Genomic DNA, 17,511 nt, shown 5'->3' on the forward strand with positions numbered 1-17,511 from the left:
GGGGAAGGTCATTGCCCGATTGGCGGGGCAAAAGATCGCGGCGCGCCATCACGCCGGGCCCGGGGCCTTCTAAAACCTCTGGATTCGTGTGGTCGCCCGGGCAAACGCTGGGTTAGACTCGCTGGCCCTGCCCAACCCGCTCAGTGATGCTTTCCGATGCTCGAACAGTACGTCAAAAAGATCCTCACCTCGCGCGTTTACGACGTTGCCGTAGAAACCCCGTTGCAGACTGCCCGCCAGCTCTCCGAGCGGCTGGGCAATCAGATCTGGCTCAAGCGCGAAGACTTGCAGCCGGTGTTCTCGTTCAAGATTCGCGGCGCCTATAACAAGCTGACCCAGCTCAGCGACGCGGAGCGCGCCCGTGGCGTGGTCACTGCCTCGGCCGGCAACCATGCCCAGGGCCTGGCCCTGGCGGCCAAGGTGCTGGGGGTGAAGGCGACCATCGTGATGCCTAAGACCACCCCGGAGATCAAGGTCGAAGGCGTGCGTTCGCGCGGTGGCAAAGTGGTGCTGCACGGCGATTCCTTTCCGGAAGCCCTGGCCTACTCGCTGAAGCTGGTGGACGAAAAAGGCTACGTCTATATCCACCCGTACGACGATCCGCACACCATCGCCGGGCAGGGCACCGTGGCGATGGAAATCCTGCGCCAGCATCCGGGGCGCCTGGACGCGATCTTCGTGCCGGTCGGCGGTGGCGGCCTGATCGCCGGGATCGCGGCCTACGTCAAATACCTGCGGCCGGAAATCAAGATCATCGGCGTCGAGCCAGACGATTCCAACTGCCTGCAAGCGGCCATGGCCGCCGGCGAGCGCGTGGTGCTGCCGACCGTGGGCATCTTCGCCGACGGCGTCGCGGTGGCGCAGATCGGCCAGCACACCTTCGACATCTGCAAGGACTACGTGGATGAAGTGATCACCGTCAGCACTGACGAGATCTGCGCGGCGATCAAGGACATCTACGACGACACCCGCTCCATCACCGAGCCGGCTGGCGCCCTGGGCGTGGCCGGGATCAAGAAATACGTCGAGCAGCGTGGCGTCAGCGGGCAGACCCTGGTGGCCATCGACTCCGGCGCCAACGTCAACTTCGACCGCCTGCGCCATGTCGCCGAGCGAGCCGAACTGGGCGAAGGTCGCGAAGCCATCATCGCCGTGACCATTCCCGAGCAGCCGGGCAGCTTCAAGGCGTTCTGCGAAGCCATCGGCAAGCGCCAGATCACTGAGTTCAACTACCGCTACAACACCGGCAGCGAAGCGCACATCTTCGTTGGCGTGCAGACCCACCCGGAAAACGATCCGCGCAGCGCGCTGATCGCCAGCCTGTCCGAACAGGGCTTCCCGGTGACCGACCTGACCGACAACGAACTGGCCAAGCTGCATATCCGTCATATGGTCGGCGGCCATGCGGCGCGGGTCAGCGACGAAGTGGTGTTCCGCTTCGAGTTCCCGGAACGTCCGGGCGCGCTGTTCAACTTCCTCAACAAGCTCGGCGGGCGCTGGAACATCTCGATGTTCCACTACCGCAACCATGGTGCGGCCGATGGCCGGGTGGTCGCCGGCCTGCAAGTGCCGGCGAGCGAACGCCACCTGGTGCCGGCGGCGCTGGCGCAGATCGGGTACCCATACTGGGACGAGAGTGATAACCCGGCGTATCAGCTGTTCCTCGGCTGAACGGCTACGCTGGTGGGCAAGGCCAAGGCCTCAAGGAGTCGATTACATGGAAACGCTGACCGTCCTCAAAACCGTTCATATCCTGGCCACCCTGTTGCTGCTGGGCAGCGCGCTGGGGCTGGCGATCTGGGTCTGGCGCGCTCGTAGCAAGGGTGACGCGAGCATCTACAGCCGGCTGTTGCGTCGGCCGCTGGTGTTCGTCTGGCTGCTGCTGGTGATCTGCCTGGCCAGCCTGCCGTTCAGCGGTTGGTGGCTGGTGCACCTGATGGGCTGGCCGCTGGGGCAGACCTGGATCCTCGCCTCCAGCGTGATCTACACCCTGGGTGCCCTGAGCTGTTTCTGGCTGCTGGCACGGCTCAATCGGGTGCGGATTGCTTCGGGTGTGGGGAGTCCGAAGTTCACCCTGGCGCTGGCGGTGTTCAGCTTCGTGTGTTTCTTCGCCATTGCCGGGTTGATGGGCGCCAAGCCTGTTTGACGGCTTGGCGGCCTGATTGCGGGCTCGCTCCTGTAGGAACGAGCCCGCGTAGCCAGCTCAATCGCGCAGGCTGATCACCGGCCAGCCACGCTGCTGGGCCAGGGCCCGCAGGTTAGGGTCAGGGTCCACGGCGATCGGGTTCGCCACCAGATCCAGCAGCGGCAAGTCATTCATCGAATCGCTATAGAAATAGCTGCCTTCCAGGTTGTGGCCGGTTTCCTCGAGCCAGCGCGTCAGGCGGGTGACCTTGCCTTCGCGAAAGCACGGGACGTCGGTGCTGCGACCGGTGTAGCGGCCGTCCTGCATCTCGCACTCGGTGGCGATCAGGGTTTCCACGCCCAGGCGTTCGGCGATCGGCGCGGTGACGAAGCGGTTGGTGGCGGTGATGATCACCAGCTTGTCGCCGGCGGCCTTGTGCTTGGCCAGCAATTGCGCAGCCTTGGGCAGCATCAGCGGTTCTACGCAGTCGCGCATGTAGTCGCGGTGCCATTGATCGAGCACGTCCATCTCGGTGCGGCCGAGAACCTCCAGGCAGAAGTTCAGGTACGCGGCCTGGTCGAGCTTGCCGGCCAGATAGTCCTGGTAGAACTCGTCGTTGCGGGCCTTGTAGGTGACGGCGTCGAGGAAGCCTCGTTCGCACAGGTAATCGCCCCAGGCGTGGTCACTGTCGCCGCCCAGAAGGGTGTTGTCCAAGTCGAATAAAGCCAGGCGCATCACGGTTACTCGCTGATAAGTCTGAAAAAAGGCGACCAGAATACGGTCTTTTCACAAGAGTGCACATAAGGTAGGAAGCCTCGTTGCTGCTTTCACAACCTTTGTGGAACAATGCGGCGACATGCGTTTGCGAGGTTGTTGCCGTGATCGACCCCGATGGTTTCCGCCCCAATGTCGGGATCATTCTGACGAATGATGCCGGCCAGGTGCTATGGGCTCGCCGTATCAATCAAGATGCCTGGCAGTTTCCGCAAGGGGGAATCAACCCCGAAGAGACGCCGGAAGACGCTCTGTACCGCGAGTTGAACGAAGAAGTAGGCCTGGAACGCGAAGATGTGCAAATTCTCGCCTGCACCCGGGGCTGGTTGCGCTATCGTTTGCCGCAACGCCTGGTCCGTACCCACAGCCAACCGCTGTGCATCGGCCAGAAACAGAAATGGTTTCTCCTGCGCCTGATCTCCAACGAGCAGCGGGTGCGGATGGATTTGACCGGTAAACCGGAATTCGATGGCTGGCGCTGGGTCAGTTATTGGTATCCGTTGGGCCAGGTGGTGACATTCAAGCGCGAGGTTTATCGCCGCGCTCTCAAAGAGCTTGCCCCGCGCCTTCTAGCGCGCGACTGACGACGGAGTTCGACCCCGAGCCATGCTCAATACGCTGCGCAAGATCGTCCAGGAAGTTAACTCCGCCAAGGATCTCAAGGCGGCGTTGGGGATTATTGTGTTGCGCGTCAAAGAGGCCATGGGCAGCCAGGTCTGCTCGGTCTATCTGCTGGATCCGGAGACCAACCGTTTTGTCCTGATGGCCACCGAGGGCTTGAACAAGCGCTCGATCGGCAAGGTCAGCATGGCACCCAACGAAGGTCTGGTCGGCCTGGTCGGTACGCGCGAAGAACCGCTGAACCTCGAAAACGCCGCCGATCACCCGCGTTATCGCTACTTCGCCGAGACCGGCGAGGAGCGTTATGCCTCCTTCCTCGGTGCACCGATCATTCACCATCGCCGGGTCGTCGGCGTTCTGGTCATCCAGCAAAAGGAGCGTCGTCAGTTCGACGAGGGCGAAGAAGCCTTCCTGGTGACCATGAGCGCCCAGTTGGCGGGGGTTATCGCCCACGCCGAAGCCACCGGTTCGATCCGTGGCCTGGGCCGCCAGGGCAAGGGCATCCAGGAAGCCAAGTTCGTCGGCGTGCCCGGTTCGCCAGGCGCGGCGGTCGGTACCGCGGTGGTCATGCTGCCGCCGGCCGATCTGGACGTGGTGCCTGACAAGAGCATTACCGACATCAACGCCGAGCTGGCGTTGTTCAAGACCGCCATCGAAGGCGTGCGCGCCGACATGCGCACCCTCTCGGAAAAACTCGCCACCCAGTTGCGCCCCGAAGAACGGGCGCTGTTCGACGTCTACCTGATGATGCTCGACGATGCTTCCCTGGGCAGCGAAGTGACCACGGTGATCAAGACCGGCCAGTGGGCCCAGGGCGCGTTGCGCCAGGTGGTCACCGATCACGTCAACCGTTTCGAACTGATGGACGATGCCTACCTGCGCGAGCGGGCGTCGGACGTCAAGGATCTGGGTCGCCGCCTGCTGGCCTACCTGCAGGAAGAGCGTCAGCAAACCCTGGTCTACCCCGACAACACCATCCTGGTCAGCGAAGAACTGACGCCGGCCATGCTCGGCGAAGTGCCGGAAGGCAAGCTGGTCGGCCTGGTCTCGGTATTGGGGTCGGGCAACTCCCACGTGGCGATCCTGGCCCGGGCCATGGGCATCCCGACGGTGATGGGTCTGGTCGACCTGCCGTACTCGAAAGTCGACGGCATCCAGATGATCGTCGACGGCTACCACGGCGAGGTCTACACCAACCCCAGCGACGTGCTGCGCAAGCAGTTCGCCGATGTGGTCGAGGAAGAACGGCAACTGGCCCAGGGCCTGGATGCGCTGCGCGACCAGCCGTGCGTGACGCTGGACGGCCACCGCATGCCGCTGTGGGTCAACACCGGCCTGCTGGCGGACGTGGCGCGGGCACAGAAGCGTGGCGCCGAAGGCGTGGGCCTGTACCGCACCGAAGTGCCGTTCATGATCAACCAACGCTTCCCGAGCGAAAAGGAGCAGCTGGCGATCTATCGCGAGCAACTTTCCGCCTTCCACCCGCAACCGGTGACGATGCGCAGCCTGGACATCGGCGGCGACAAGTCACTGTCGTATTTCCCTATCAAGGAAGACAACCCCTTCCTCGGCTGGCGCGGTATTCGCGTCACCCTCGACCATCCCGAGATTTTCCTTGTCCAGACCCGCGCCATGCTCAAGGCCAGCGAAGGTCTGAACAACCTGCGTATTCTCTTGCCGATGATTTCCGGCACCCATGAGCTGGAAGAAGCGTTGCACCTGATCCATCGCGCCTGGGGCGAAGTGCGCGACGAAGGCACCGACGTGCCGATGCCGCCGATCGGGGTGATGATCGAGATCCCGGCTGCGGTGTACCAGACCAAGGAACTGGCGCGCCAGGTGGACTTCCTGTCGGTCGGCTCCAACGACCTGACCCAGTACCTGCTGGCCGTGGACCGCAACAATCCACGGGTGGCGGATCTCTACGACTACCTGCATCCGGCGGTGCTGCAAGCCTTGCAGACCGTGGTGCGCGACGCCCATGCCGAAGGCAAACCGGTGAGTATCTGCGGCGAGATGGCTGGCGATCCGGCGGCGGCTGTGCTGCTGATGGCGATGGGCTTCGACAGCCTGTCGATGAACGCCACCAACCTGCCGAAAGTGAAGTGGATGCTGCGCCAGATCAATCTCAGCAAGGCCAAGGAGTTGCTGGCCGAGTTGATGACCATCGACAACCCGCAAGTTATCCACAGCTCGCTGCAACTGGCGCTGAAGAACCTGGGCTTGGCGCGGATGATCAATCCAGCGTCGGCCAAGACTCTTTAATCCCTGTTGTTTCCATTGCAAACAAGCCCGCTCCTACAGCTGTAGGAGCGGGCTTGCTCGCGATAGCGTCCGCTAGACCTTCAGCTCCACTTCCCCCAAGTGCCCGCCATAGGGCCCGAAGCTGCGCTCGACTATGTGCCTCGAACCATCGGCCCGGACGATCAGCGCCGTGCTGGCCCGCGTGCCATAACTGGGGCTGGCGATAAACACGCTCGACAGCAGGCTCTCGGTGGCCAGGCCGACCCCGGTATCGGGCAGGTCGGCAAACGGCGCGGTCTGTGTATCGCTGAGCAGGGCGAGCAGGGCCTGAGGCTGCGGGTCGCCCAGCACTTCCTGCAGCGCCGCCTTGGCCTTGAGCAGCTTGGGCCAGGGCGTGTCTAGCCCGGCATTCGACAGGCCGTACAGGCCACTGCCCAGTTGCTGCGGCTCACGGGTCAGGGCGTTGTAGTGCCAGAGCTGATCAGGGGTGCCCACCAGCAGGTTGAAGCCGGCATATTCCAGGGATCGGCCGACAACGTCGCTGAAATAGTCGTCAATCGACATCTTGCTGCTGAGAAAACGCGCCACCAGTTCGCCTCGCGAACGGCGCGCGGGGGGCTGATGGGGATTGCGGATATTGGTCAGGGCGGCGAAGCGTCCGTCGGCGCCCAGGCCGAGCCAGGTGCCGCCTGCTTCCAGGTCGCGCCCGGCGTAGATGTCGGGGGCTTCGGGCCATTGCGCCAGCGGCAGGCTGGGGCGGGCGTAGAACTCGTCACGGTTGGCCGCGACGATCAGGGGCAGGGCGTGGCCGGGCCGCCAGGCGAATACGATCAAGCACATCAGGTCGTCCCTTTTGTGTTTTTTGCCCACTCTACGCACAGATCGACTGGGTATCCATCGCCATCCAGTGGAGCCAAGGGCCATGCATCCGTTACCATGCCGCTCTCTTTTTTGGATGCCTCCATGGAATTTCTGCTCTATCTGCTGCTGGGGGCCTGCGCGGGTGTATTGGCCGGCCTGTTTGGCGTGGGTGGCGGCATCATCATCGTTCCCGTGCTGGTGTTCAGCTTCACCCTGCAAGGTTTCGATCCGTCGATCCTGACCCACCTGGCGGTCGGTACGTCGCTGGCGACTATCATCTTCACCTCGGTCAACGCGGTTCGCGAACACCAGCGCAGGGGCGCGGTGCGCTGGCCGATCTTTGCCTGGATGACCCTGGGCATCCTGCTTGGCGCCGGGGTCGGGGCGCTGACGGCCGAAGCGATCTCCGGGCCGAACCTGCAGAAAATCATCGGCGTCTTCGCCCTGGTGGTCGCCTTGCAGATGACCTTGGACCTGCGGCCCAAGGCCAGCCGTGACGTTCCCGGCAAGCTCGGGCTGACCCTGGCTGGCAGTGTGATCGGCTGGGCTTCGGCGATTTTCGGCATCGGCGGCGGCTCGCTGACCGTACCGTTCCTGACCTGGCGCAGCGTGCCGATGCAGCAGGCGGTGGCCACGTCCTCGGCCTGCGGTTTGCCGATTGCCGTGGCCAGTGCAATAAGTTTCATGATTCTGGGCTGGCATGATCCGTTGCTGCCGGCTCATAGTCTGGGTTTTGTGTATTTACCGGCGCTGTTGGGCATCGCCCTGACCAGCATGGTCTTTGCCCGGTTCGGCGCGCGACTGGCCCATCGGCTGTCGGCGCGCCTGTTGAAGCGCTTGTTCGCTGGCCTGTTGTTTGTGGTCGGCCTGACATTCCTGCTCTGACAGGTTTCGCAATCCTGGCTTAATCCGCACGTGGCATGGTCGCGGCGGAAATCGAGTTTCACTCTAACGAGGAGTCGCAATGCTGCCTTACCCGCAGATCGACCCGGTGGCCCTGGCCATCGGCCCGCTGAAAATTCACTGGTACGGCCTGATGTACCTGATCGGCATCGGTGGCGCCTGGCTGCTGGCGTCGCGCCGGTTGAACCGCTTCGACCCGACCTGGACCAAGGAGAAGCTCTCCGACATGGTGTTCTGGATGTCGATGGGGGTCATTGTCGGCGGGCGCCTGGGGTATGTGCTGTTCTACGACCTGAGCGCCTACCTGGCCAACCCGACGCTGATCTTCGAGGTCTGGAAAGGCGGCATGTCGTTCCACGGCGGTTTCATCGGGGTGATGCTGGCGGCCTTGTGGTTCGGCAAGAAGAACGGCAAATCGTTCTTCCAGCTGATGGACTTCGTCGCGCCGATGGTGCCGATCGGCCTGGGCGCCGGGCGCATCGGCAACTTCATCAACGCCGAGCTGTGGGGCAAGCCGACCGACCTGCCGTGGGCGATGATCTTCCCGCCGTTCAGCGACCCGGCCCAGCTGCCGCGCCATCCTTCGCAGCTGTATCAGTTCGCCCTGGAAGGTGTGGCGCTGTTCCTCATCCTCTGGCTGTTCTCGCGTAAACCTCGCCCAACCATGGCGGTTTCCGGGATGTTCGCCCTGTTTTACGGTATTTTCCGTTTTATCGTCGAGTTCGTCCGGGTCCCGGATGCGCAGCTGGGTTACCTGGCGTGGAACTGGCTGACCATGGGCCAGGTGCTGTGCCTGCCGATGATCGTTGGCGGCCTGTTCCTGATCTGGCTGGCTTACCATCGCGCTCCAGCGGCACCGGCGACGAAAGACGCCGCGCTCTAATTCGGATCGCAGGGCGCGAGCCCTGCCTTCAAGGACACAGGTAATACATGAAGCAATATCTCGATCTGGTCGCCCACGTCATCAAGAACGGCACCAAGCAGGCCAATCGCACGGGCGTGAACACCATCAGTTTCCCTGGCGCAATGCTGCGTTATGACCTGAAAGAAGGTTTCCCGGCGATCACCACCCGCAAGATGGCCTTCAAGTCGGCCATCGGCGAGATGTGCGGTTTCCTTCGTGGGGTGAACAACGCCGCCGAATTCCGTGCCCTGGGCTGCAAGGTCTGGGACCAGAACGCCAACGAAAACGCGCAATGGCTGGCCAACCCCTTCCGCCAGGGCGAGGACGACCTGGGCGAGATCTACGGCGTGCAATGGCGCAAGTGGCCGGCGTACAAGCAGATCCCCATGAGCAACCCGGCCGCCATCGAGCAGACGCTGGGCCAGGGCTACCGGCAGATCGCCGAAGGCGAGGAAAACGGCCAGGCCTACGTGGTGCTGTACAAGGCCATCGATCAGGTGCGCCAGTGTGTGGACACCATCATCAAGGACCCGGGCAGCCGCCGCATCCTGTTTCACGGCTGGAACTGCGCCCAACTGGATGAAATGGCCCTGCCACCGTGCCACCTGCTGTACCAGTTCCACCCGAATGTCGAGACCCGGGAAATCTCCCTGACTCTCTACATCCGCTCCAACGACCTGGGCCTGGGCACGCCGTTCAACCTCACCGAAGGCGCGGCGCTGCTGAGCCTGATCGGTCGCCTGACCGGCTACACCCCGCGCTGGTTCACCTATTTCATCGGTGACGCCCACGTCTATGAAAACCACCTGGACATGCTCAACGAACAACTCAAGCGCGAGCCGTTCCCGATGCCGAAGCTGGTGATTTCCGAGCGTGTACCGGAGTTCGCCAAGACCGGCGTGTACGAGCCGGAGTGGCTGGAGAAGGTCGAACCGAGCGACTTCTCGCTGGAAGGCTACGAGCACCACGCGCCGATGACCGCGCCGATGGCGGTCTGACCCAGGCGTCAACGCGCAATGCTCGCGGGCCAGCCCTGCTCCTGTCTGTTGTAGGAGCGAGGCTGGCCCGCGTTGTTTCTAGTGGCCGTGGCTACGGCCCACGTGAGAATCCTCGGCTTCGCTGGGGGCCACCGAGCCGCTGACTTCCAGGCGCTGCAAAATCCCGCACTGATCCAGATCCGGCCCTTCGCTGCAGCGTTGGCGCAGGTCGAGCAACTGTGTCTGCAAGGCCAAGAGCCCGTCGATCCGCGCCTTGACGTGGTGGATATGCTCGTCGATCAGGGCGTTGACGCTTTCGCATTGCCCCTGCGGGCTGTCGCGCAGGTTCAGCAGGCTGCGGATTTCCTCGAGGGTCATGTCCAGGCTGCGGCAGTTGCGGATGAAGGTCAGGCGTTCGGTGTGGGCCTGGGTATACAGACGGTAATTGCCTTCGCTGCGGGCCGGTTCCGGCAGCAGGCCTTCGCGCTCGTAGTAACGGATGGTTTCGACCTGACAGTCGGTCAGTTTCGCCAGCTCGCCAATTTTCATCGCGACAATCTCCGAAAGGGTGCTTGACCCTATAGTGGCTACAGGGTGTTCACTTGGCAACAGGCACCTTTTCGGACGCGACCTTATGAGCGATTCCCTGCACACCCACGGCAAGCCCGGCGCTGACTCCAAGCATGCTGGCCACGATCACGATCACGATCACGATCACGATCACGATCACGATCACGATCACGATCACGATCACGATCACGATCACGATCACGATCACGATCACGGCCATGGCGCAAAACTGCAGCCGGTGAAAAAACACGATCATGCAGGCCACGGCGGTTCCTGCTGCTCGGCGCCGTCGTTGGTCCAGTTGAGCGAGCCCCAGGCCGCCAGCCATGGCGATACCTGCTGTTCGTCGGCCGCCGCGCCGTCGCTGGTCAAGCTCAGCACGGCGCCGAGCGCCAATGCGCGCCTGAGCAGCTTCCGCATCGAGGCCATGGACTGCCCGACCGAGCAGACGCTGATCCAGAACAAGCTGGGCAAGCTGGCGGGTGTGCAGCAGTTGGAGTTCAACCTGATCAACCGGGTGCTGGGCGTGACCCATGACCTGCAGGACGTCGCTCCGATCATCGCCGCCATCAAGTCCCTGGGCATGGAGGCAGAGCCCATCGGCCTGGGCGGTGAGTCCGATGCCCCGCCCGCGGCCCCGGTGAAAAAACACTGGTGGCCGCTGGCGCTGTCGGGCATCGGCGCGCTGGCCGCGGAAGTGATCCACTTCACCAGCGCTGCGCCGACCTGGGTGGTAGCGGTGGTTGCCCTGGTATCGATCCTCAGCGGTGGCCTCGGCACCTACAAGAAGGGTTGGATCGCCCTGAAGAACCGCAATCTCAACATCAACGCCTTGATGAGCATCGCCGTGACCGGCGCCGTGCTGATCGGCCAATGGCCGGAAGCGGCGATGGTGATGTTCCTGTTCACCGTGGCCGAACTGATCGAGGCACGGTCCCTGGACCGCGCGCGCAACGCCATCAGCGGCCTGATGCAGATGACCCCCGAGCAGGTCACGGTGCAGCAGGCGGACGGCAGCTGGGTCGAACGGGAAGCGAAAAGCGTCGAACTCGGCGCGCTGGTACGGGTGCGTCCGGGTGAGCGCATCGGCCTGGACGGTGAGGTGGTGGCCGGCAGTTCGACCATCGACCAGGCGCCGATCACCGGTGAAAGCCTGCCGGTGGAGAAGACCCTGGGCGACAAGGTCTTCGCCGGCACCATCAACCAGGCCGGCTCCCTGGAGTACAGGGTGACCGCGGCGGCCAACAACTCGACCCTGGCGCGGATCATCCATGCCGTGGAGCAGGCCCAGGGCGCGCGCGCGCCGACCCAGCGCTTCGTCGACAGCTTCTCGAAAATCTACACCCCCGCGGTGTTTGCCTTCGCCCTGGCCGTGGCGGTGATTCCGCCGCTGTTCATGGGCGCCGCCTGGTTCGATTGGATCTACCGCGCCCTGGTGCTGCTGGTGGTGGCATGCCCGTGCGCCCTGGTGATTTCCACCCCGGTGACCATCGTCAGCGGCCTGGCCGCGGCGGCGCGCAAAGGCATCCTGATCAAGGGCGGGGTCTATCTGGAAGGCGGTTACAAGCTCGATTACCTGGCGCTGGACAAGACCGGCACCATCACCCACGGCAAGCCGGTGCAGACCGACTTCCTGTCCCTCGACCCGCTGGCGGACAGCAGCGCCCCGGCCATTGCCGCCAGCCTGGCGTCCCGTTCCGACCACCCGGTGTCCCTGGCTATTGCAAATGCGGCTGTGGATAAGCAGCTGAGCCTGCACCTTGTGGATAACTTCGAAGCCCTGGCCGGTCGCGGTGTGCGCGGGGAAATCAACGGCCAGCTCTACCACCTGGGCAACCATCGCCTGGTGGAAGAGCTGGGGCTGTGCTCGCCGGAGCTGGAAGAGAAGCTGTTCGCCCTGGAGAAGCAGGGCAAGACCGTGGTGCTGTTGCTCGACAGCGCCGGTCCCCTGGCCCTGTTCGCCGTGGCGGACACGGTCAAGGAGTCCAGTCGCGAGGCGATCCAGCAGCTGCACGAGCTGGGCATCAAGACCCTGATGCTGACCGGCGACAACCCGCACACCGCCGAGGCCATCGCTGCCCAGGTGGGCATCGATCGGGCCCGCGGCGACCTGCTGCCCACCGACAAACTGCAAGCCATCGAAGATCTGTATGCCCAAGGGCATCGGGTCGGTATGGTCGGCGACGGCATCAACGACGCCCCGGCCCTGGCCCGCGCGGAGATCGGTTTCGCCATGGCCGCGGCGGGTACCGACACCGCCATCGAGACCGCCGATGTCGCCCTGATGGACGACGATCTGCGCAAGATCCCGGCCTTTGTCCGGCTGTCCCGCCAGACCTCGAACATCCTCGTACAAAATATCGCCCTGGCCCTGGTCATCAAGGCGATCTTTCTTGGGGTAACCTTCTTCGGGTTGGCCACCATGTGGATGGCCGTGTTCGCCGACATGGGCGTCAGCCTGTTGGTGGTCTTCAACGGTTTGCGCCTGCTGCGCAAATAGACGATGAGCTGATGGGTAACGTGAGAATGCAGTGCTGAGTGCCGAGCTGAAGGCGTTTTACATGGTGGCCCGCCTGGGCAGCATCACCCTGGCGGCGAAAAAGCTCGGCTTGAGCCAGCCCACGGTGACCACCCAGATCCGCCATCTGGAAAGCCAGTACTCGGTCGAGCTGTTCTATCGCGGCGGGCGCCGCCTCAGCGTCAGCGAGGAGGGCGCCCGGCTGCTGCCGATGGTCAAGGCGCTGTTGCAGCAGGAAGCCGATATCGAGTTTTTCCTGCGCAACAGCGGCCAGTTGCAAGGCACCCTGCGGATCGCCGCCACGGCGCCTTATTACATCCTCGATCTGGTGAAGACCTTTCGGGAGCGCCTGCCCCAGGTGGAGGTGTCGGTGGAAATCGGCAACTCGCAACAGGTCCTGGAATCGCTGGAGGAGTACCGGGTCGACATCGCCGCGTCCTCGCAGTTGCTGGAAGATTCGCGGTTGATCCGCCGGGTGCTCGGCAGCGACCCGCTGGTGCTGGCGGTGCATCGCAATCATCCGTTGGCGGCCCTCGATCACGTGCCCTTGAATGCCCTGGCCGGGCATACCCTGCTGATGCGCGAGCCGGGCTCCACCACCCGACGCCTGACCGAAGAATTGCTCGACAGCGCCCGGGTCAGCTTCGGGCCGCTGCTGGAGATCGGCAGCCGCGAGTCGATCCGCGAGGCGGTGCTGCGCAATATCGGCATCAGCATCATTGCCCGCCAGGAAGTCCCCCACGATCCGCAGTTGCGGGTGTTGACCATCGAGAACGCGCCGCAGATCGCCGAATACCTGTACTGCCTCAAGGAGCGCAAGGGCGCGCGCCTGCCGGCGGCCTTCCTTGGGCTGGCGCAGGAAATGGCGCCGGCCTGAACAGCCACCTGCTGCGCAGGTGATCGCGGGCAAGCCTCGCTCCTACAGAAACACCGCTCGGCTTCTGTAGGAGCGAGGCTTGCCCGCGATAGCGTCGCAACGGCTAACGCGATCCCCAACCCAAATCCGCCAATACCACTATCGGCAGCTTTTGCCTCACTGCCACAGTAACTACGCATTCACTCCCTAGGATGGCCTGCATCAGCTTGATGAGGTCCGTCCATGAACAACCCGATCGCAACTGCCCTGAGCAACCCCGGCGCGCCAATGAAGGTGCGCGGCATGCAGAAACGCTTTGGCGCTTTCACCGCGCTGGATAACGTCTCCCTGGACGTGGCGGCTGGCGAGCTGGTGTGTCTGCTCGGCCCGTCGGGCTGCGGCAAGACTACCTTGCTGCGCTGCATCGCCGGCCTCGAGCGCCAGGATCAGGGCGAGTTGTACCTGGGTAGCCGCGACGTCTCGCACCTGGCGCCCCAGGCCCGGGACTACGGCATTCTGTTCCAGTCCTACGCGCTGTTCCCCAACCTCAGCGTCGAAGCCAACATCGCCTATGGCCTGGCCGGCAGCGGCCGCGACGAAGTGCGCAAGCGCGTGGCGCAGATGCTGGAACTGGTGGGCCTGACCGGCAGCGAAAAGAAATACCCCGGCCAGCTGTCGGGCGGCCAGCAGCAGCGGGTGGCCCTGGCGCGCGCCCTGGCCCCGGCGCCTTCGTTGCTGCTGCTGGATGAACCGATGTCGGCGCTGGATGCCCGGGTGCGCGAGCATTTGTGCACCGAGCTGCGCCAGTTGCAGCGGCGTTTGGGCATCACCACCCTGATGGTGACCCACAACCAGGACGAGGCCATGTTGATGGCCGACCGCATCGCGGTGATGAACAACGGCAAGGTCGAGCAGTACGCCACACCGCAGGAAATCTACGATCGCCCGGCCACCCCGTTCGTCGCCGAATTCGTCGGCCAGGGCAACTGGCTGCCGTTCCGCCGCAGCAGCGACAGCCACGCCCAGGTCGGCGGGATGAACGTACGGCTGGCGGCCGACTCCGGCAAAGCCGCTTCGGGTCGGTTGTTCTGCCGTCCGGAGGCGATCAACGTCAATCCGCCGGTGCACGAGGAAAACCTGTTCCCGGCCAAGGTCCGGGAGATCACCTTCCTCGGCAACCGCTGCCGCATGAGCTTCGAGCTCAACGAGTTGCCTGGCCATCCGCTGCTGGCCGAGCTGGCCCCGGAAGCCATGCCGCGCCTCGGCGCCCAGGACATCTGGGTCGCCTTGCCACCGCGCAGCCTGCAGGTGTTTGCCTGAGATGGCCATTGACCTGACCCTGCCGCTACCCGCGAAACGGGCGCGCCAGGCGGCCCGCGCGGAAGTCGGCGACCGTATCTTCGTGCTCGGCGGCAAGCTGGTGCTGCTCCTGCTGCTGGGCCTGGCGGTGCTGCTGCCGTTGCTGGCGATCTTCTGGCGCGGCTTCAGCGGCGAAGCCGGGCAGGGTGGTGGCCTGGTCGCCGCCCGCGAGCTGGTGACCAGCGCCAACTTCCACTGGCTGCTGGGCAACAGCCTGAAAGTCTCCCTCAGCGTCGCTGCCATCGTGGTACCGCTGGCCTACCTGTTTGCTTATGCCCTGCAACGCACGCTGATTCCCGGCAAGGCGATCTGGCGCGGCCTGTCGCTGCTGCCGCTGATGGCGCCATCGATGCTGCCGGGGATCGCCCTGGTCTATCTGTTCGGCAATCAGGGCATGCTGCGCGGGCTGCTCTCGGACAATATCTATGGCTTCTGGGGCATCGTCCTTGGCGAAGTGATCTACACCTTTCCCCACGCCCTGATGATCCTGCTGTCGGCCCTGTCCCTGGCCGATGCGCGGCTGTTCGACGCTGCGTCGAGCATGGGCGCCAGCCCGGCCAAGGCCTTTCGCAGCATCACCTGGCCGGCCACCCGGCAGGCAGTGTTCGCTGCGTTCTGCCTGGTGTTCACCCTGACCATCACCGATTTCGGCGTGCCGGTAGTGGTCGGTGGCGACTATCAGGTGCTGGCGCTGGAAGCCTACAAGGCGGTGGTCGGCCAGCAACAGTTCGGCCGTGGCGCCTTGATCGGCATGGTGCTGTTGCTGCCGGCGCTGTTCAGCTTCGGTGTCGATGCCTGGCTGCGTCGCCGTCATGGCGACGCCATGAGCGGCCGGGCCCAGGTGTTCCAGCCGGCGCCTTCCCGGCTGCGGGATGGCTGCTACCTGGCGATCGTCCTGCTGATCTGCGCAGTGCTGCTGCTGGTGTTCGGCATGGCGGTGTTCTCGTCGCTGGTGAAGTTCTGGCCCTATAACCTGTCGCTGTCGCTCAACCACTACCAGTTCAACGACACCGCCGGTGGCGGCTGGCTGGCCTACCGCAACAGCCTGACCATGGCCCTGTGCACGGCGCTGATCGGCAGCCTGCTGATCTTCACCGGCGCCTACCTGATGGAGAAGACTCACGCCCAGCGCGGCCTCAACCTGGCGCTGCGCATGCTCAGCTTCGTGCCGATGGCGGTGCCGGGCCTGGTGCTGGGCCTGGGTTATGTCTTCTTCTTCAACCTCAGCGGCAACCCGCTGCATGTGTTCTACGGCAGCATGACCCTGCTGGTGGTGTGCACCATCGCCCACTACCTGACCACCGCGCAGATGACCGCCACCACCGCGCTGCGCCAGCTCGACGCCGAGTTCGAGGCCGCCGCGCTGTCGCTCAAGGCGCCGCTGTACCGCCATTACCTGCGGGTCACCGTGCCGATCTGCCTGCCGGCGCTGTTGGATATCCTGCGCTACCTGTTCGTCTCGGCCATGACCACCGTCTCGGCGGCGATCTTCCTCTACAGCCCCGACACCATCCTCGCGGCGGTGGCGGTGCTGAACATGGACGACGCCGGCAACGTCGGCGGCGCGGCCGCCATGTCGACCCTGATCCTCTTTACCTCGGCGGGCGTGTCCCTGCTCCTGGCCTGGGCTTCGCGCGGCTTGTTGCGCCGCTCCCAGGCCTGGCGGCAGACCGCGCCCGGCCACTGAATCTGTCCAACCCCCTACTACAAGCCCCACTACAGAAAGGAACCGCACCATGTTCAAGCCCCTGGCTGTTGCCGCTGCTGTCCTCACTGCTTTCAGCATGAACGCCTTTGCCGCGAAGACTGAACTGACGGTCTATACCGCCCTCGAGGCCGAGCAACTGAAGAGCTACAAGCAGGCCTTCGAAGCCGCCAACCCGGACGTGGAAATCAAATGGGTGCGCGATTCCACCGGGATCATCACCGCCAAGCTGCTGGCGGAAAAAGCCCGGCCGCAGGCGGACGCGGTGTGGGGGCTGGCGGCCTCCAGCCTGGCGATCCTCGATCAGCAGGGCATGCTGCAAAGCTATGCGCCGAAGGACCTGGGCAAGATCGGCGGCAACTACCGCGACGCCGCCAACCCGCCGGCCTGGGTCGGCATGGACGTCTGGGCCGCGACCATCTGCTTCAACACCGTCGAGGCCGAAAAGCAGGGCCTGACCAAGCCGGTGAGCTGGCAGGACCTGACCAAGCCTGAGTACAAAGGCAAGATCGTCATGCCTAACCCGGCCTCGTCCGGCACCGGCTTCCTCGACGTCAGCGCCTGGTTGCAGACCTTTGGTGAGAAGCAGGGCTGGCAGTACATGGACGACCTGCACCAGAACATCGGCCAGTACGTTCACTCCGGTTCCAAGCCGTGCAAGCTGGCGGCGGCCGGCGAATTCCCGATCGGCATCTCCTTCGAATACCCGGCCGTGCAGCTCAAGCGCCAGGGCGCGCCGCTGGACATCGTGCTGCCGAAGGAAGGCCTGGGCTGGGAAATTGAAGCCACCGCGGTGATCAAGGGCACCCCTCATGAAGAAGCCGCGAAGAGGCTCGCCGACTTCTCCGCCAGCCCCGCGGCCATGGAGCTGTACAAGGAAAACTTCGCCGTCCTGGCCCAGCCGGGGATCGCCAAGCCGCAGACCGAACTGCCGGCCGACTACGAGCAGCGCCTGATCAAGAACGACTTCGCCTGGGCCTCGAAGAACCGCGACGGGATCCTCGCCGAGTGGCGCAAGCGTTATGACGGCAAGTCCGAGAAGGTCGCCGCCAAGTAACCGCCAGACCCTGTCGCGGGCCGCCTCGCTTCTATGG

The 17,511-nt window shown here is 64.1% G+C and carries 16 protein-coding genes; 12 read left to right on the forward strand and 4 right to left on the reverse strand.

Annotated features, from left to right (window positions below; genetic code table 11):
• The first annotated feature begins 156 nt into the window (after positions 1-156).
• Both ilvA and J4D52_RS21200 read left to right on the forward strand, forming a co-directional pair.
• Positions 157-1,671 carry a threonine ammonia-lyase, biosynthetic gene (gene ilvA, locus J4D52_RS21195; RefSeq protein ID WP_023967945.1) on the forward strand — a complete coding sequence of 505 codons (1,515 nt, stop codon included), beginning with the start codon at positions 157-159 and terminating at the stop codon, positions 1,669-1,671.
• A 46-nt stretch (positions 1,672-1,717) separates the two neighbouring features.
• On the forward strand, positions 1,718-2,146 hold the full coding sequence (locus tag J4D52_RS21200; RefSeq protein WP_025807126.1) for a DUF2269 family protein: 429 nt from the start codon (positions 1,718-1,720) through the stop codon (positions 2,144-2,146).
• A 57-nt stretch (positions 2,147-2,203) separates the two neighbouring features.
• Here J4D52_RS21200 and J4D52_RS21205 read toward each other — a convergent pair whose 3' ends face one another.
• Positions 2,204-2,860 (reverse strand): HAD family phosphatase, encoded by a 657-nt coding sequence (locus J4D52_RS21205; protein WP_025807127.1) that lies wholly within the window; start codon positions 2,858-2,860, stop codon positions 2,204-2,206.
• Positions 2,861-3,003: 143 nt separating this feature from the next.
• Here J4D52_RS21205 and J4D52_RS21210 point away from each other — a divergent pair, with 143 nt between their 5' ends.
• Together J4D52_RS21210 and ptsP are read left to right on the forward strand one after the other, a co-directional pair.
• A complete protein-coding gene (locus tag J4D52_RS21210; protein ID WP_007927344.1) occupies positions 3,004-3,483 on the forward strand; it encodes an RNA pyrophosphohydrolase in 480 nt (159 codons plus the stop codon).
• A gap of 22 nt (positions 3,484-3,505) precedes the next feature.
• Positions 3,506-5,785: a phosphoenolpyruvate--protein phosphotransferase gene (gene ptsP, locus J4D52_RS21215; RefSeq protein WP_063433331.1), complete on the forward strand. Its 2,280-nt coding sequence runs from the start codon at positions 3,506-3,508 to the stop codon at positions 5,783-5,785.
• Between the two features lie 72 nt (positions 5,786-5,857).
• Here the strand turns inward: ptsP and J4D52_RS21220 are convergent, their stop codons facing one another.
• Entirely contained in the window at positions 5,858-6,604 is a 747-nt protein-coding gene (locus J4D52_RS21220; RefSeq protein WP_102676366.1) for an NRDE family protein, read from the reverse strand.
• Positions 6,605-6,727: 123 nt separating this feature from the next.
• On the opposite strand from J4D52_RS21220, the gene J4D52_RS21225 reads away from it, so the two are divergent.
• From J4D52_RS21225 to J4D52_RS21235, 3 genes are all read left to right on the forward strand, one after another.
• On the forward strand, positions 6,728-7,510 hold the full coding sequence (locus J4D52_RS21225; protein ID WP_025807130.1) for a sulfite exporter TauE/SafE family protein: 783 nt from the start codon (positions 6,728-6,730) through the stop codon (positions 7,508-7,510).
• A gap of 79 nt (positions 7,511-7,589) precedes the next feature.
• The gene (lgt, locus tag J4D52_RS21230) at positions 7,590-8,411 is read left to right on the forward strand and encodes a prolipoprotein diacylglyceryl transferase (protein WP_063433329.1); all 822 of its coding nucleotides are present in this window, start codon (positions 7,590-7,592) and stop codon (positions 8,409-8,411) included.
• Positions 8,412-8,458: 47 nt separating this feature from the next.
• The gene (locus tag J4D52_RS21235; protein ID WP_063433328.1) at positions 8,459-9,430 is read left to right on the forward strand and encodes a thymidylate synthase; all 972 of its coding nucleotides are present in this window, start codon (positions 8,459-8,461) and stop codon (positions 9,428-9,430) included.
• 78 nt (positions 9,431-9,508) lie between these two features.
• On the opposite strand, the gene cadR is transcribed toward J4D52_RS21235, so the two are convergent.
• Positions 9,509-9,958, reverse strand: coding sequence for a Cd(II)/Pb(II)-responsive transcriptional regulator (cadR, locus tag J4D52_RS21240; protein WP_102676365.1), 450 nt, complete (start codon positions 9,956-9,958; stop codon positions 9,509-9,511).
• Positions 9,959-10,007: 49 nt separating this feature from the next.
• On the reverse strand, positions 10,008-10,307 hold the full coding sequence (locus J4D52_RS30570; protein WP_258537814.1) for a hypothetical protein: 300 nt from the start codon (positions 10,305-10,307) through the stop codon (positions 10,008-10,010).
• Between J4D52_RS30570 and J4D52_RS21245 the strand changes: the two genes are divergently transcribed.
• The 5 genes from J4D52_RS21245 (at position 10,281) to J4D52_RS21265 (ending at position 17,474) form a co-directional block, all read left to right on the forward strand.
• Positions 10,281-12,479, forward strand: coding sequence for a heavy metal translocating P-type ATPase (locus J4D52_RS21245; RefSeq protein ID WP_256581475.1), 2,199 nt, complete (start codon positions 10,281-10,283; stop codon positions 12,477-12,479). The two genes, J4D52_RS30570 and J4D52_RS21245, sit on opposite strands and share 27 nt — an antisense overlap.
• A 31-nt stretch (positions 12,480-12,510) precedes the next feature.
• The gene (locus J4D52_RS21250) at positions 12,511-13,374 is read left to right on the forward strand and encodes a LysR family transcriptional regulator (RefSeq protein WP_025807134.1); all 864 of its coding nucleotides are present in this window, start codon (positions 12,511-12,513) and stop codon (positions 13,372-13,374) included.
• 222 nt (positions 13,375-13,596) lie between these two features.
• Positions 13,597-14,673, forward strand: a complete 1,077-nt coding sequence (locus J4D52_RS21255; protein WP_102676363.1) for a putative 2-aminoethylphosphonate ABC transporter ATP-binding protein — start codon at positions 13,597-13,599, stop codon at positions 14,671-14,673.
• A 1-nt stretch (position 14,674) separates the two neighbouring features.
• Positions 14,675-16,399, forward strand: a complete 1,725-nt coding sequence (locus tag J4D52_RS21260; protein WP_102676362.1) for a putative 2-aminoethylphosphonate ABC transporter permease subunit — start codon at positions 14,675-14,677, stop codon at positions 16,397-16,399.
• Positions 16,400-16,448: 49 nt separating this feature from the next.
• A complete protein-coding gene (locus tag J4D52_RS21265) occupies positions 16,449-17,474 on the forward strand; it encodes a putative 2-aminoethylphosphonate ABC transporter substrate-binding protein (RefSeq protein WP_102676361.1) in 1,026 nt (341 codons plus the stop codon).
• Positions 17,475-17,511: the final 37 nt, after the last annotated feature.

Source organism: Pseudomonas sp. GW460-12-10-14-TSB1 (assembly GCF_017349775.1).
Classification (GTDB): Bacteria; Pseudomonadota; Gammaproteobacteria; order Pseudomonadales; family Pseudomonadaceae; genus Aquipseudomonas; species Aquipseudomonas piscium.

What these genes read in the sequence shown, in the direction of transcription:
- ilvA (WP_023967945.1), top strand. Translation starts at nt 157, where the DNA reads ATGCTCGAACAGTACGTCAAAAAGATCCTCACCTCGCGCGTTTACGAC.
- J4D52_RS21200 (WP_025807126.1), top strand. Translation starts at nt 1,718, where the DNA reads ATGGAAACGCTGACCGTCCTCAAAACCGTTCATATCCTGGCCACCCTG.
- J4D52_RS21205 (WP_025807127.1), bottom strand. Translation starts at nt 2,860, where the DNA reads ATGCGCCTGGCTTTATTCGACTTGGACAACACCCTTCTGGGCGGCGAC.
- ptsP (WP_063433331.1), top strand. Translation starts at nt 3,506, where the DNA reads ATGCTCAATACGCTGCGCAAGATCGTCCAGGAAGTTAACTCCGCCAAG.
- J4D52_RS21220 (WP_102676366.1), bottom strand. Translation starts at nt 6,604, where the DNA reads ATGTGCTTGATCGTATTCGCCTGGCGGCCCGGCCACGCCCTGCCCCTG.
- J4D52_RS21225 (WP_025807130.1), top strand. Translation starts at nt 6,728, where the DNA reads ATGGAATTTCTGCTCTATCTGCTGCTGGGGGCCTGCGCGGGTGTATTG.
- lgt (WP_063433329.1), top strand. Translation starts at nt 7,590, where the DNA reads ATGCTGCCTTACCCGCAGATCGACCCGGTGGCCCTGGCCATCGGCCCG.
- J4D52_RS21235 (WP_063433328.1), top strand. Translation starts at nt 8,459, where the DNA reads ATGAAGCAATATCTCGATCTGGTCGCCCACGTCATCAAGAACGGCACC.
- cadR (WP_102676365.1), bottom strand. Translation starts at nt 9,958, where the DNA reads ATGAAAATTGGCGAGCTGGCGAAACTGACCGACTGTCAGGTCGAAACC.
- J4D52_RS30570 (WP_258537814.1), bottom strand. Translation starts at nt 10,307, where the DNA reads ATGGCTGGCGGCCTGGGGCTCGCTCAACTGGACCAACGACGGCGCCGA.
- J4D52_RS21255 (WP_102676363.1), top strand. Translation starts at nt 13,597, where the DNA reads ATGAACAACCCGATCGCAACTGCCCTGAGCAACCCCGGCGCGCCAATG.
- J4D52_RS21260 (WP_102676362.1), top strand. Translation starts at nt 14,675, where the DNA reads ATGGCCATTGACCTGACCCTGCCGCTACCCGCGAAACGGGCGCGCCAG.
- J4D52_RS21265 (WP_102676361.1), top strand. Translation starts at nt 16,449, where the DNA reads ATGTTCAAGCCCCTGGCTGTTGCCGCTGCTGTCCTCACTGCTTTCAGC.